Annotated in this window: 16 protein-coding genes; 7 read left to right on the top strand and 9 right to left on the bottom strand. The window is 63.3% G+C overall.

From position 1 onward, the window contains the following. The first annotated feature begins 157 nt into the window (after positions 1-157). Together AB0B91_RS29020 and AB0B91_RS29015 are read left to right on the top strand one after the other, a co-directional pair. Positions 158-943, top strand: a complete 786-nt coding sequence (locus tag AB0B91_RS29020) for a GntR family transcriptional regulator (RefSeq protein ID WP_358326098.1) — start codon at positions 158-160, stop codon at positions 941-943. A 93-nt stretch (positions 944-1,036) separates the two neighbouring features. Beyond that, positions 1,037-1,639, top strand: coding sequence for a hypothetical protein (locus AB0B91_RS29015; protein ID WP_358326095.1), 603 nt, complete (start codon positions 1,037-1,039; stop codon positions 1,637-1,639). Positions 1,640-1,703: 64 nt separating this feature from the next. Here AB0B91_RS29015 and AB0B91_RS29010 read toward each other — a convergent pair whose 3' ends face one another. The 3 genes from AB0B91_RS29010 to AB0B91_RS29000 form a co-directional block, all read right to left on the bottom strand. Then, complete coding sequence (locus AB0B91_RS29010; protein WP_358326092.1) at positions 1,704-1,844, bottom strand: hypothetical protein; 141 nt, start codon at positions 1,842-1,844, stop codon at positions 1,704-1,706. A 147-nt stretch (positions 1,845-1,991) separates the two neighbouring features. After that, positions 1,992-2,852 (bottom strand): pentapeptide repeat-containing protein, encoded by an 861-nt coding sequence (locus tag AB0B91_RS29005; RefSeq protein ID WP_358326089.1) that lies wholly within the window; start codon positions 2,850-2,852, stop codon positions 1,992-1,994. A 613-nt stretch (positions 2,853-3,465) separates the two neighbouring features. Then, the gene (locus AB0B91_RS29000) at positions 3,466-3,678 is read right to left on the bottom strand and encodes a hypothetical protein (protein WP_358326086.1); all 213 of its coding nucleotides are present in this window, start codon (positions 3,676-3,678) and stop codon (positions 3,466-3,468) included. Between the two features lie 224 nt (positions 3,679-3,902). Between AB0B91_RS29000 and AB0B91_RS28995 the strand changes: the two genes are divergently transcribed. Further along, positions 3,903-4,241, top strand: coding sequence for a hypothetical protein (locus AB0B91_RS28995; protein ID WP_358326083.1), 339 nt, complete (start codon positions 3,903-3,905; stop codon positions 4,239-4,241). Here the strand turns inward: AB0B91_RS28995 and AB0B91_RS28990 are convergent. Continuing rightward, entirely contained in the window at positions 4,238-4,534 is a 297-nt protein-coding gene (locus AB0B91_RS28990; RefSeq protein WP_358326080.1) for a ParB/RepB/Spo0J family partition protein, read from the bottom strand. The two genes, AB0B91_RS28995 and AB0B91_RS28990, sit on opposite strands and share 4 nt — an antisense overlap. Positions 4,535-5,622: 1,088 nt before the next feature. Here AB0B91_RS28990 and AB0B91_RS28985 point away from each other — a divergent pair. Further along, positions 5,623-5,907: a hypothetical protein gene (locus AB0B91_RS28985; protein ID WP_358326077.1), complete on the top strand. Its 285-nt coding sequence runs from the start codon at positions 5,623-5,625 to the stop codon at positions 5,905-5,907. A gap of 896 nt (positions 5,908-6,803) precedes the next feature. Here the strand turns inward: AB0B91_RS28985 and AB0B91_RS28980 are convergent. Continuing rightward, entirely contained in the window at positions 6,804-7,076 is a 273-nt protein-coding gene (locus tag AB0B91_RS28980) for a hypothetical protein (RefSeq protein WP_358326074.1), read from the bottom strand. Between the two features lie 1,323 nt (positions 7,077-8,399). Next, positions 8,400-8,828, bottom strand: a complete 429-nt coding sequence (locus AB0B91_RS28975; RefSeq protein ID WP_358326071.1) for a tyrosine-type recombinase/integrase — start codon at positions 8,826-8,828, stop codon at positions 8,400-8,402. A 62-nt stretch (positions 8,829-8,890) separates the two neighbouring features. Between AB0B91_RS28975 and AB0B91_RS28970 the strand changes: the two genes are divergently transcribed. After that, positions 8,891-9,208, top strand: a complete 318-nt coding sequence (locus AB0B91_RS28970) for a helix-turn-helix transcriptional regulator (RefSeq protein WP_358326068.1) — start codon at positions 8,891-8,893, stop codon at positions 9,206-9,208. Further along, complete coding sequence (locus AB0B91_RS28965; RefSeq protein WP_358326065.1) at positions 9,205-10,068, top strand: hypothetical protein; 864 nt, start codon at positions 9,205-9,207, stop codon at positions 10,066-10,068. Before AB0B91_RS28970 ends, AB0B91_RS28965 begins: the two co-directional genes overlap by 4 nt. A 2-nt stretch (positions 10,069-10,070) precedes the next feature. Here the strand turns inward: AB0B91_RS28965 and AB0B91_RS28960 are convergent, their stop codons facing one another. Both AB0B91_RS28960 and AB0B91_RS28955 read right to left on the bottom strand, forming a co-directional pair. Then, positions 10,071-10,850 (bottom strand): hypothetical protein, encoded by a 780-nt coding sequence (locus tag AB0B91_RS28960; RefSeq protein WP_358326062.1) that lies wholly within the window; start codon positions 10,848-10,850, stop codon positions 10,071-10,073. 117 nt (positions 10,851-10,967) lie between these two features. Further along, positions 10,968-11,510, bottom strand: coding sequence for a tyrosine-type recombinase/integrase (locus AB0B91_RS28955; RefSeq protein ID WP_358327075.1), 543 nt, complete (start codon positions 11,508-11,510; stop codon positions 10,968-10,970). 429 nt (positions 11,511-11,939) lie between these two features. Between AB0B91_RS28955 and AB0B91_RS28950 the strand changes: the two genes are divergently transcribed. Further along, positions 11,940-12,506, top strand: a complete 567-nt coding sequence (locus tag AB0B91_RS28950; protein WP_358326060.1) for a transposase family protein — start codon at positions 11,940-11,942, stop codon at positions 12,504-12,506. Here AB0B91_RS28950 and AB0B91_RS28945 read toward each other — a convergent pair. Next, positions 12,465-13,640 carry an IS30 family transposase gene (locus tag AB0B91_RS28945; RefSeq protein ID WP_358326057.1) on the bottom strand — a complete coding sequence of 392 codons (1,176 nt, stop codon included), beginning with the start codon at positions 13,638-13,640 and terminating at the stop codon, positions 12,465-12,467. The two genes, AB0B91_RS28950 and AB0B91_RS28945, sit on opposite strands and share 42 nt — an antisense overlap. Between the last annotated feature and the right edge of the window lie 99 nt (positions 13,641-13,739).

The following is a 13,739-nucleotide window of genomic DNA, read 5'->3' as shown; positions in this document are numbered from 1 at the left end:
AATCACCAGCCCTCTGCTCCGCCAGTTCCTCGAATGCCTGGGCGATGGCGGGTGTGTCGGCGTAAAGGCAGGCGCTCGCGTTCGCGTGTTGATCACTGCCGTGCGAGGCTGCGGCATTCGCTAGACACTGCCTTGTCATGCGCATAACATGCATGGCATGCCCGCCGCCGCTCGCGCCACCTACCGCGACATCGCCGACCACTTCCGCAAGGAAATCATCACCGGCGTGTACCCGGCAGGCACCTACCTGCCGAACGCCGACACGCTGATGGCCCGCCACGGCATCTCCACCAACACCCTCAGCCGCGCCTACAAGATCCTCCTCGCGGAAGGACTGATCTATCGTGTGCCCCGCTACGGCATGCTCGTGCAGGACCCCCATCCGCAGGTCGTGGACCTGATCCTGCACAACCCCCACGGCCACGGCCCACTCCCCTGGTCCGAGTGCTGCACGCTCGCAGGCGTCGAGGGCCACATGGTTACCAACGGCATCACATCCAAGGGCGCCGGCCCGGAGGTGGCCGCGCTGCTCGGCCGCCCCGACCACACCGCGATCGTGGTCCGAAGCCGGACAGCATTCATCGGGGATGCGCCGGTCCGGCTCGATGAGGCGATCTATCCGCGCGATCTGGTCGAGGGCACTCCGATCGCGACCGAGCATCTGGTGCCGGGCGGCATCTACTCCACGCTTGCCCAGGCCGGGCACGCCCCCGCGGCCATCGCGCGCCGTACGGCCGGGGCGCGGCTCGCGACCGGCGACGAGGCCAAGAAGCTCAAGCTCGCGTCCGGGTCGTGGGTGTTGGCCGCTGACCAGGTCATCGCGGACCCGCACGGCCGGGCGGTCGAGCTGCTGCGCATTGTCGCGAACCCCAACCGAGTCCGATTCACCGAGGAGCACGTCCCGCTGGCAGGCGGCATGATACGGAACGAAAGGTCCCGTTAGCGGCGCAAAGCCGTATGCGGGAAAACCGCACGTACGGAATTGAAAGAGGTATGGGGAACCGGGCCTTCACGGCACCGCGCCCCTGACTACCCCATGGCGAATCATGAATACACTGCGGCCGACATCACGGTTATCGAGTTCGACGAGAGTGTCCGCAAGCGGCCCGGCATGTACTTCCGCGTGGGACTGGACAATCCCCGACTGCCGACCGAGATCCTTTCCACTGTCGCTAGCCACATCCTGCACCCCACCGCCGGTGTTGCGGAGTCCCACACCCTTTCCGGCTTGATCGAGGTCTTGGGTGACCTCCGTCTCCGGGTGACGCTTGACGAGCCGCCTGCCTGGCAGGATACGCCGGCCCTGGGCTATTACGATTCCCTGCTCGGCTTCAACTGGTGGAGCTTGGCAACCGTGGCGGCGTTGTGCGAGAGGACGTCCGTTGAGATGTGGCGGGACGGCCAGGGCTTCCGTCAGGAGCTGGCCGGGATACGGCCCCTCGCAGCCGTGGAGAGGTTCGATCCGTACCCGGGCAGCGGTATGCGCGTCACATTCATGCTCGATGTCGGCATCCTCCTGCCGGAGGCCGCCTTCCCTGCCGAATTCGAGGGGATCGACATGCACGGCGAATACTGCACCCAGGAGCCCGGACCAGGATATGTCACCATCCGGGACCATCGTCAGGCCGGTGGCCTGTAGATCGCGACGGCGGCGGTCAGGACGAAAGCCGTGACGTCCTCGACGTACCGGGTGCTCCGGGCGGTTATCTCCGGCCGCAGCTTTCCGGCGTGGCCAGCACGTGGTTGAGCAACCCGCCCAGCAGCGTGTTGAGGATGAGCGTCGGTGGCGCCCAATCGCCCAGCTCGCCCGCGCGATCGCCCAAGACGGCGAAGCAGAATGACATGATCACACGTTGACCAAGCATGAGCGATGCGAGCGGACAGGACCGTCCAGCTGACAACGTCATTCCGTTATCTGCACGAACGCCGCCGTTCGCCGATGGTGGCATCGGCCTCCACGACACATGCGGTATCGGATCTAGGTGAGATCGCTACTCCGTCGGCATCGGGCCGAAGAGGGTCCTATCTGTCTTGGCGACCTTACGTATTGCCGCCTCTGATAGGCCGGTGATTCCCCGCAAGTCCGCACCCGTCAGGTCCGCACCGGTCAGCTCCGCGTCGGTAAGGTCCGCAGTCCTCAGGTTTGCGTTCGTCAGGTTGGCGTCGGTCAGGTTCGCGTCGGCCAGGTCCGCGCTGGTCAGGTCCGCGCGAATCAGGTCCGCGTAGGTCAGGTCCGCGTCGAACGGGCTCGCGCGAATCAGGTTCGCGTCGGTCAGGTCCGCAGTGGTCAGGTTCGCGCGGGTCAGGTACGCGTCGGCCAGGTCTGCGTCCGTCAGGTCCGCGCGGGGCAGGTTGGCGTCGGTCAGGTCTGCACCGGTCAGGTTCGCGTCGGCCAGGTCCGCGCTGGTCAGGTCCGCGTGAATCAGGTTCGCGCCTTTAACACGTATCACCCTCAGATCGAGAATCTGACCGTAGGCGGGGCCAGGGTGGATAGAAGTATCTTCCCTATCCAGGGTCGCGTCTCGACGGCCGATAACCGTCAGCGCCGCCTGAATGTCCGTTGCAGGCTTCTCTGGTAGGGGCGCCCCGGGCCCTGGGTCGTGCTCGCGAACAAACGCGGTGAGTACGTCATAGATCGTTTGGTGATCGCGGGGGGAGTCGTTCGCTAGGCGCTCCAAGGCGTAGATACCACCAAGGCGACCATCGATCTTGGCTGAGCTGAGCTGTTCGACAGCTTTGGTGTAGCGGTCGGTGACTTGGGATTCCTGGCTGGTCTCCCAGGTCCGTGCGGTGTAGACGAGACCACCGGCGGCGAAGAGGATGCCGAAGAAGACACTCAGAGACGTCACCATCTGCCAAGGTCGTTGGCGATGGGCGTTGTAGAGCTCCTGGCGCTCCTTAATAGGCAACTTGTCCAGCTCAGCCCGCGAAGGCGGCGTGACGGGAGGGTTTAGTCTGAGCCACCTTAGAGGTGGCTTAGACGTCGGCCGTGGAGGACGGCGGAGGTTACGGAAGGTCCTGGAAACGCGGTTGGGGACGTCAGAAGGCAACGATGGTGTAAGGCCATCCGGCGCTCCATCGTCTGCCGGACCCTCAACGGAGGACACGACAGAGAAGTACCCAGAAAGTCACATTGAGTCACGAGTCTGTCGCGGTGGGGCTTTTCATGTCTACCGCCTACGCTGCACACAACGCTGACCGGCAGTTGCCTCACTCCACGGCCCGATTCCGTCGGCATGCCGAGCTCGGTGGCCGTCGTGAGTCGCCGTGCGCGGGCGCGCTTGTCGCGCAGAAGCGACAGGGTCAGGTCGATGCCTTCGATCTCGCCAAACCAGCCTTCGAGGCGCGGCGAGGCCGCGCGCGACCGCCTGCTCTCGCCCAGCCGCGCGCAGGCGATCCCGAGGTCTGAGCAGGGCTTCTTCGAGTTTGCCGCAGGACTCAGGCGAGGTCACCAGTGCCGCCCCCTTAGGCGCGTCTCCAGCGCCAATACGGGTCCGAGGTCTTGTATGTGCACTTGTACTTGCTCTTGGTCACCTTGGCGTACCCATACCGGGCGTGGGCGGCAGCCGGGCAGAACGCGCCCGGCGTGATGCACACCCAGTGGGTGCCGCTCTGCTTGTAGCAGGACGCGGCGGTGTGCGCCTGGACGGCCGCCGAGGCGGGGACTACTGCTGCCATCGGGACGGCCAGAGCTGACCCGATGAGGGCTGCGGAGACAAGCAGACATCTGAGCAAGAAGGGCTCCGGGGGTAGGGGGTGGAACGTGACAACGGTGAGACGGCCACGGCAAGTGAAAGGTTGCCGCCTCACGGTGTCCACATTGGGACACCTCCCGAGCGAGTCGCCCCTGGCGGCGAAGATTCAGGAGAACGCCTGGTGGGGGGACACGCTGCCGTGGGCGAATGACGCCAACCCCCATCAAGCGCCGCCGCTGGTACACCGACGACGAGCTCGACGCCGTCCAGGTCATCAAGACCGACCGCGACGACGGTGCCTACTGGGTCATAGTCGCCGGCGATCTGGTCGGCACGGTCGAGCCGCGATCACGCCGCCTCCTCACCGTCCCACCGCCACTCGACACCCAGCAGCTCGGCCAGCACCTACGTCGGTTCACGGCCAGACACGGCTTCGCTCCACGCGGCGTTCACCGGGCGGGGCGTGCGGAACTTCACCGGCACCCAGCCGTCCTGCCGGGTCGGTTCCCCCAGCATGCCGACCACCTCATCCAGGTCAGGCATTAGCCGAGCGCGGCGGTGCGACTGTCAGCGAGAAGGATCTTCTTCGTCTGCTCGTCGTCTACGTCGAGCAGCACGCACGGCACCTCGGCCAGGCCCCGCGTCTGGGCTCCGCGCCAGCGGTGCTCGCCGGCGATGATACGCATCCGGGAGCGCTGCACCAGGACCGCGCCGTAGAAGCCGTTCTCCGCGATGGACTCGCTGATCACTTCGACGTCGCCGCGGTGCGGATTCTCGGGGTGCGGTTCAAGGTCGGCGACGGGGACCAGGCGGTATTCCTGGGAAGCGAGCTTGGCCACAGCACCCCCTCCGCAACATAGGAACCGTAGGCTGGCAGAGTCGTCAAGTTCGCCCTACGATTTCGAAAGAATTGAGCTCCCACCAAAGCGTTTCGGGACGGCACTCAGCCGTTCGAGCGGCGCAGCGCATATCTAGCTCGAATATAGGAGGACCGCCATCACCTTTCTGATCTACGCCGCCGCAGCGATTGCCTTTATTTTCAGCGGCTTAGTCTATTTCGTCTTCGTGGTACAAGGTTTGGCTCAGGTCGCGGCGCGCGCGGTCTACCGATGGAGTCGAGAGGTCGGCCGAGTCCGGCCGGAGATGGCTGTGCCGCTTGTGTATGCGCCCTTGCTCTCCGGTGCCGTGGCAGTCGTGGCCGGGGTCGGAGTGAACCTCTACACAGACAGCGATGCTAATACGACAGTGGGCCTCGCCGGCTTAGGCTTCCTTATCCTGTCACTGTCCATGCTTGCATGGGGCAGCCTGGCTCTGCTAAGAATCGTCAGCAAGGGTCCGCACGGGCTCAACCGGGTACGGCATAAGCTTCATGAATACGCCGATCTACGCCAAGCTGCACCTGAACTCACTCAGGCGTTGGCGTGGGTAAGGCGTATGCAGTGCGTCGGCAAACGCTACATTCATCGGGCCAGCTCTCTGACGATGCGACGCTGGGCGATCCAGCGAGCATGGTGGTTGACGCCCTTGGCCATCATGTACCTGGCCGATTGCCTCACAACGGCAGTCCTCACCCAAGGCCTCGTCCGCGGGAAGATCACCATCGCTGACCAATGGCCAAGCCTAAGTTATGCCGGTCTGGCACTCATCGTCGCGCCTGCCACCGCAATCCTAGGCAGGAACAACCGCCGGTGGTGGCTTCGCCAGTTGGGCAAAGAACTCGTCGCAGAAGCGGAGCGAGCCGAGAAGGTTCTTCTGCGCCGCCCCCCTGCCCCCACAAGCCTGCGGCAACGAGTACGCCGTTGGTTACAGGGGCAGCGCATCCGTTCCTAGCGCCGTACGCGATCATACGAGACCCACACTGACGATCATCGTACGCAGCGTTGTCAAATCGGCGCAACGCGTACGGCCCAGTCGTACACTCACCCTCATGAGCCCCCTGAGCCGCTGGCTCGACCGCATCCCCGAAGAGGAGATCGACGAGCTGCGCGCGTTCGCCCCTATCGGCACACTCGTCATCGCCGTGATTGCGCTCGGCAAACTCCTCACCTGGTGGGCGCTGCGCGACGTCTCCGGCTCCTTTGGGATGCGGATGGGCGAGTTCGAGGCGAACGCCTGGCTGGCGATCGAGGTTGCGGCGCTTGCGATGACGATGTGGTTCATGGAGGGGTACTGGCGCGACGACACACCTACTCGCGATGCCCAAATCGTGTAGGAAAGGGCCTGCCCAGCTCCAAAACTCGTCCCACGATGGCGATCAACCCACGCACGCTTGTCAAGCCGCCGCAACCTCCCATGAAGGTCGCCAGATCGCACAAACAGTTGCAATGCGCGGTAAGGCGCAGCCTGACCGACTGCATAGTGCGCTAGCCCTCGCGCACCTCTGGAGAACGCATGCCGTCCTCGTCGGCAGGTGTTCAAGCCCAGCAGGCAGCCTGTCGGCACGCCTGTTCGCCTATCGTGGCAAGGCCATACGCACTACTTACACAGAGTAGGGAGGCCCCACTTAAGGATTAGGGCGCCAACAATAGCAGCACTTGCTTGTCCGAGACCAAAGCCCACAACTAGGAGGTCTACCAATGTAGCGATGTCCACAACTGCATCGACTGTGCCTGAAGACCGGAACCCGCGACGCTCTAGTTCCTTGCAGAGGCCCTGTCGATGTCGAGACAGCCACCCCTGCACCCAGTCGCGGGCGTCCTCTATGCGCCGCCGAATGTCAGGAGGCCCGAACCCCTCAGCGGCTTCGCCGTATAGCTCCACCGCGAGGGCAGCGAGGAGGGCATCCTCTGTGAACTCATCGTATGCTGGCATCTGGTCCAATTGGAGTCTCCAAGGACTTGACTCAAGGGGGATAGCCCCTTAGCGGATCATCCGACATGATACCTATCATTGGGTTCTTTTGCCCGCCGCGACACTCGGGGCCGAGGGATCACAGCGTCGAACAGACGGCGCTCCCGGTGATAGCTGAATCTATTTCTCGATAGACGAGTGCGAGGATCGCACATGGATGATCGACCACCGATTCGACCTCGATCTCTAACGAACTCGGACGCGGAACGTGCACGCACGCAACTCCACCAAGGGGAGCGGAGGGCCTGGGAGGATGACTCAGAGGTTGCGAGCGGGTGGTTCGAAGCAGGTCGACGCGCGTTCTTGCGATGGCGATACCCAGTTGAATCCTCTCACAGCCCCGAGCAGGCCATCATCGATAGCGTTTGGAATCAACTGGTACATGCGATCAATGATCTTAGCGATCAAGAGCGCAGCAACTTGGACACTGACGCGATAGGTGGCGTTGTCCCTGTCCATTCCACGGCCTCGGGGCATGTCGTTAGTATCCGACGATTCGCGGACGGAAGCAGCCAATTGCTCGTCTCTCACCAGTTCATAGCAATCACTCTCGTTCTCTCCACCTTGGCGAGCTTCCAGCTATCGAGGCCAGCCTTGCGGCTTGCTATTAGCCGATTCGGAGCTCCTACAATTGCAGGCGCCCCGCCCGAGCAGTACGCCGCACTGGCCCGGTCCGCGATAGTTCGAGACCTATTGATTCAGCTAAATTTCCATGGAATTATAGCTAGCTATCGCCCAAGACTAACTGCGTCATCAGCTCTGCTCTTCCGTTCGGCACTTACATTTGCGATGGCACATGAAGCTGCCCATTTGTTGATCGGTGATCGCGACTCACCGGAGGCGCAGCCCTCACGTCATATTCGCGCTGACGGAACCATCGCCGAGTCCCAGTGGGGTCGGGAGTTGGCTCAAGACAGACTCGCATTGCGACTGTCTCGGCACGTTGCCTCAACGCAGGCTGTGGTTGACCATGCGTCCAGGCTCAGCCCAGAGGCTGCGGGCGATCAGGTGCTTTCGTCCGCCTTGGTCTCTCTGACCACTTTGCACATCCTAGAGTGCGGACATCTTGTGGGTAAGGCCGATTCGCACAGCGGCGCAATAGATCGCCTCGGGTCGCTTATGATTGAATTCAACCCTTTGACATCCCCAATAGTTGTTGGGCGTATCAAGCGACTCCTGCCGGTAGTGGATACTTGCCTATTTCTAGAGCCCCTGCCGATAGAAGCATGGGACCTGTTGGCGTCGCTAATTCGCGCCCGCATTCTTCGCACCAACGAAAGGCGGCGGACTGCAGTAAGGATGATCGAGTCCGCCAAGGCCAGCGATGTTGTACTCACGGCCAGGGCGGAGTATGCGCACATCTATGACTACCTGACTTCGGTACAGGACATCGAAGAAGCGAACGGAAAGTGTCTCAATCTCTTGCGAACCCATGGACGTGAGGCGTTGCCCAAGGTGCTCGATCTTCTTGGGATCCCTAGGGATGACATTCTTGCGAGTTCGACTCAATTGACCAGGCGTAACGTGGCCCAAATCATCAGCCACTCCAGCCGTATCCGCATACCGAGCGGGATTGATAGACAAACCTATGTAGATATCTGGGCAAGCGTAGTCTCCGCCGCGCTAAATGAAGTTCCGGACCGGAATCGACTCTTGTACCACCTATTGGACCTCGGCGAGGACGGAGCAGAGGAGACAGATCTGGGAGGGCCAGGCGGGCAAAGGCCTGACACTTAAGCGTCAACGCCAAACACGGCCCACCCAAGGCATATAAGCCCATGATTCACAGAGATAACGTTTGAGAACACTTGTGCAGTTCGGCATGGCGAGACCAATTTGGCGCAGTAGAGGACCTCACTCGATCGCCGAAGCCACGATCTGCGACACGTCCTTCTCCAGTCTGTCCCGGCCGGCCGTGTAGATCTCCGTCGTGGACACGTCCTTGTGGCTCAGGCCAATCTGGATCGTCCGCATGGGCACGCCCGCTTCCTCTGCGAGCAACGCGTACGTATGGCATGCCGTGTGCGGCGTCACCTTCGACTCGACGCGGGCCGGCTTCGCGGCCCGCTGCACCAGCTCGTACGCCTTCGACCGTGACCAGCGCTGGCCCGTGCTGGACGGGCTATTGCTACGCGTAGGCGCGGGGCGCGAGGTTCTAAAGCCCCACGTTGCGCATGGCGCTGTCCCGCCCACGATCCATCGCCCGGATGTAGCGCAACACGACAGGTGAGCCTGCCATAACTGGCCCGATTCGAGTGTGGACTTCCGACGACCCCCACTCATGCCAGCGTGCTATGCCTTAGTGTCGTACTCGACATAGGTCGTACTCGACTATCGGAGTGTGGATGACCTCCCCGATTCGGCTCACCGCCCCCACCCGCGACGTGCTCAGCGTGCTCCTCGAAGCGGCAGCCGAGGGCACGCCCACATACGGACTCCAGATCTGCCAGATGACCGGCCACGGCTCCGGCACCGTCTACCCCATCATCCGCCGACTGGAGGGCATCGGATGGGTGCGCTCCTACTGGGACGAAAGTGAGACGACTGGGCCGCGGAAGCGTCTGCTGGAGATGACCGCTGATGGGCGCGGCAGCGCCGCCGAGGCTCTATCGAATAGGAGTGCCAAGCTGAGCAGTCACTGGGGATGGACCGCCGCACGATGAGGGCAGATGACAAAAACTTCACCCACGTCGTCTATAGTGATGAATCCAATATGAGGTGGTATGGGATTCGTAACGAGGCCCTAGATAGAATCTTCTATGTAAGGTTCCTTATCACAAGCCCCCACGACCTTACCGAGTACGAGATTCTGATACCCGACTCAGGCTTGAGATACAGGGCGAAGTTCTCTCCCCTGTCGTCTAGTCTCACGCCTAGCGAAGGCGTCCCTGCTCACTTCGAGATTTACCAGTGGAAGGCGGGTCGCTGGAGTCTAGATAGGCGCGGCGGCGCAAAAAGGAGCGAACTCGCAGTCTGGGCCCTGGCCAAGGAACATGCGATTCATTTCGATCCCGATCGCTTCTGCTCCGCGCTTCATGCCTTAAACTCCGCCTACATGTCCTCAATGGGCCTCACGGGATCTTCCGGTCGCCCCCTATTGGCGGCTCGTCTAACCGACTTAGCAGCACTGCTAGCAGCCGATCCGAACGCTGAAGAAGCATGGCGATGGGACCTTCTCGAACTGGCAACAACAGGTACTCGCCGCCGGGTTCTCACATACGCGGCAGGTCTCTTGTGGGCCAGCATGGAATCTCGCTGCGCGTGGCTAGCCAAGCGCGCAACCGTACCTTTTTGTAGGCTTCTCTGCTGGATACTCTGCTCCGAGTTCCGGACGTGGACCCCCCTACTCGCCATCCTGCTCTGGGGCGGCATCGAGACGATTGGGGACACCGGCCTGGGCGCCGCCATCCTGCTCGTGCTGACCGGCGGGCTAGGGCTTCACGCCCTGGTGGAATGGGCGCGCAAGCGGTTCAACAGCGAGGTCCGGCCGCGAAAGCGAGAAGCGCCGAGAGATTCGACATAACGTCACGGCGCAATGGCCTGCTGGCCCGGCCCTGAAGCGACGTCCCCTTGGACGACTCGGCCATCATCGAGCATCCCCAGCGCCAGGCGCGGATCCGTGTAGAGCCGCGGATTCCTCTGAAGATGCTCCACCTGCTCCGGCGTCAACTCCCGCACGAGCGGAACCCCATCGACCTTCACTATCAGGATGTTACTGAACGCCAGTAACGCGTTCTGGTTACCTTCCAGAGCTGCGAGCAGAGAGGCGATGGCTTCTCCCTGTGCCTTGGTGATTTGCGACTGAGGCTCGCCGTGCCACCGTGCCTTCGCTCCTGCGACGGCAAGATCTCCAACCTGGTCTAGCCGCTCACCATCCACTTGACGTCTAAGCGCCGCCACGAACGCCTGCCAGATGGACCCCTCAAGCGTCTGCGTTGCCACAGCGATTTCCAGGCCGAACGACTCGAGTGCTCCCACGAGCGCGCTGTGCACCGACGAGTAGGTGGTTTCGTCATCAAGGTAGAGCACCACGGGAGTGGGCGCCATGACTCCCGTCGTATCAGCTCGGATGACGTCGAATATTCTCGACAAAGTGTCTTCGGGAGAAGACAACGCCATATCCGTCGTCAAGGCAGCTAAGACACGTCGCTGAAGGCGGAGGGCAGAGAGCCGCTCCTGTAGAATCTCCTCCAGCTCCTCGATACTGACTCGCGCCAGCAGCGCATCCCACCGGGTGACTCCTGATTCGCTCTGGTTCGACTGTTCGTCGTTCCCTATCCCCTCTAGCAAATGCAGCAGGTCCATCCCCAGCTTTTGGAGCTGCGCGATCAGTTCTCCAACATGTTCCCCGGCTGGCCCTGGCTCCGGCGCTACAGACATGGCGTGCTCTCCCATCCCGAACCGACATAACTAGTCACGAGGTCAAAGACCTACATTCCGCATAGCGTTGTCCCGCCAACGATCCACCGCCCGGATGTACCGCAACACCACGGGCGACCCCTGCTGCCACCGGCCGTGCCGGGCGATCACCGACACCGGGACCCCTGCCGCATACGCCACCGTCGCGCCCCCGGCCCGCAAGCTGTGCGCAGTGAATGACTCGGCGTTCGGCACCCCAGCCGTCACCGCGAGCTCCCGCACCACCTTGTTGATCCCGTCCTCGCTGATCGACTCCCCCACATTGCTGTGCCGGTCCACAGACCGCAGCAGCCGACCCGACATGACGCTCCGCGCGGCAAGAAAATCCACCCAGGACCGCCACACCTCAACCGGATCCGTCAAAGGGTGCGAGCCTCGCGGGATCGCCACCACCTCGCCGCGGGACTCCTTGTCGGTCTTGCTGGTGCGGATCGTCACCTCCAGGCCGTCGCCCGCCTCGCGCACGTCGTCGAGCGTCAACGCCGCCAGCTCCGACCGGCGGCCCATCAACGCCAAGCCGAACACGAGTAGCACCCGATCCCGCAGCCCCGCGCCGTCGCTAGGTCGCGGGCCGCCACCATGGCGCGCAGAGCCTCGATCGTGACCGGCGGCGCTTCCTTCTGGTTGCGCTGACCGTTGTCGGCCCGTCGACGCTTGTACCCGCGTAGTGCAGCCGCGCCGCGTCGGTGTCCGGCTGATGCTTCAACCCGGCGAGCCGGTGGTACATACGCACCGTCGCCACTGCCTGGTCGTGTGTTAGCGGTCATGTGGAAACGGCTCTGTCTCACTTCATGGGGCGGGTTACGGAGTGTGAGTTCCGGCGCTGCTGGCGTCAATCGCGGTCCTGTAACAGGCTGCGCATGGGCGTGACCGTTCTGTCACGATCTGGATAACTCGAAAATCGACGTGAAGAACGGACACGTGGGGTCCATTGTGCTGCACGAGGTGTCGTCCGACCAGGCTCGCCTGTTATAGGTGCTGTTCCCGCACCTGGACGGGCTGGAGTTCGTTCGGGTCGAGATCGGGGACACGGGAGTGGTCCTGGTGGCTCGGACGGTTTCGGGCCCGGTGGCCTGCCGGGAGTGCGGGACGCCGTCCGCGCGAGTGCATGACCGGTATCGGCGCAGTCTGAAGGACCTGTCGTGTGCCGGGCGGCCGGTGCGGGTTGAGCTGGAGGTGCGCCGGTTTCGCTGTGTCGGCCCCGCGTGCGGGGTGGCGACGTTCGTTGAACAGGTCGAGGGGGTGACCCAGTGGCGGCAACGCCGCACGCCCAGGTTGCGTGCTGTGTTGGAGCGGGTCGCGTTGGCGCTGGCCGGGCGGGCCGGAGCACGCCTGACAGCGAGGCTGGGGGTGGCGGTGTCGCGGTGCACGCTGCTGCGACTGATCCGCGCCCTTCCTGACCCAGAGGTCGGGCCGGTCACGGTGCTGGGCGTAGACGAGTTCGCCAAACGCAAAGGGCAGAGCTACGCAACCATCCTGGTCGACATGGACACCTTGGGTTCAAAGGGTCGTCGCAACACTGCTGTTCAGCAGCAAGTTTAGATGCTCGCTGAAGGCTTCTGCCGGCGTCTTCCACCCGAGGGTCTTTCGGGGCCTGGTGTTGAGCGCGAATGCTACGGCCGCCAACTCCTCGGCATCCCATCGTGACAGGTCGGTGCCCTTGGGAAAGTACTGGCGCAGCAGACCATTGGTGTTTTCGTTGGTGCCACGCTGCCAGGGGCTATGGGGGTCGGCGAAATAGACGAGCAAGCCGGTGTCGATGCGCAGTTGAGCATGCTGGGCCAGCTCCGTTCCACGATCCCAGGTCAGGGAGCGGCGGAGCTGCTCGGGTAACCCGGTGATCTCTTTGGTGATCGCGTCCCTCACGGCTTCGGCGCCGCGGCCGGCCAATGCTGGGCCGTTCTTCACGCGTTCCTGAGTGCCGTAGCCCTCCATCCGGGGCAGGTGCAACAGGAGGGTGAACCGTGTTGTGCGCTCCACGAGGGTGCCGATCGCCGATCTGCCGGTGCCGATGATGAGGTCACCTTCCCAGTGGCCCGGGACCGCGCGGTCTTCGGCCTCAGCGGGCCTGGCGCTGATCAGCACCTCGGGGGTCACGTGGCCGACGGCCTTCTGCCGGGCGCGTGCTCGCGGCACCCGCAGTGCACGCCCGGTGCGCAGGCAGGCGACCAGCTCCCGCTTGAGCGCTCCTCGCCCCTGGATGAACAGGGCCTGGTAGATCGCCTCGTGTGAGATCCGCATGGTGTCGTCCTCGGGGAAATCGACCTTCAGCCGGTGGGAGACCTGTTCTGGGCTCCACGACGTCGTCCAGCGGCGGTCCTGACGGTGGGGTTTGTTCCGTCCCTTCCAGGGCGCCGTCTGCGGCCCCGCCACCAGCGTGCCGTCCGGGTGGCGGACCTGTCCCGCCAGCCGCGGCTGCACATACTCGCGCAGCTGCTGGTTGGCCGCCAGTTTGGCCATCTTCGGCCGACGAGCTCGGCGCTCGGCGTGCCATTGCGCGACCGTCGCTCGATATTCCACGTCATACGTCCGCGTCGAGCCGTTGCGCCGGATCTCGCGTGAGATCGTCGACGGCGCCCGCCCCAGACGCCGCGCGATCTCGCGCACGCCGACCTTCCGGGCACGACATAACGCGATCTCTTCCCGCTCCGCGAACGACAGATAACGGCCCGACACCGTCTGATTTCAGGGGTGAGAGCTGGCTCCACCTACCGGCGAGTTTTGGCCCCATTTAGCGATCTTGGGGGTCTTGATCACGGGTGAGTTTTGGCCCCA

The sequence above is a fragment of the Nonomuraea sp. NPDC049141 genome (assembly GCF_040648415.1).
GTDB lineage: Bacteria > Actinomycetota > Actinomycetes > Streptosporangiales > Streptosporangiaceae > Nonomuraea.
This window is presented reverse-complemented; position numbering and strand designations above follow the sequence as displayed.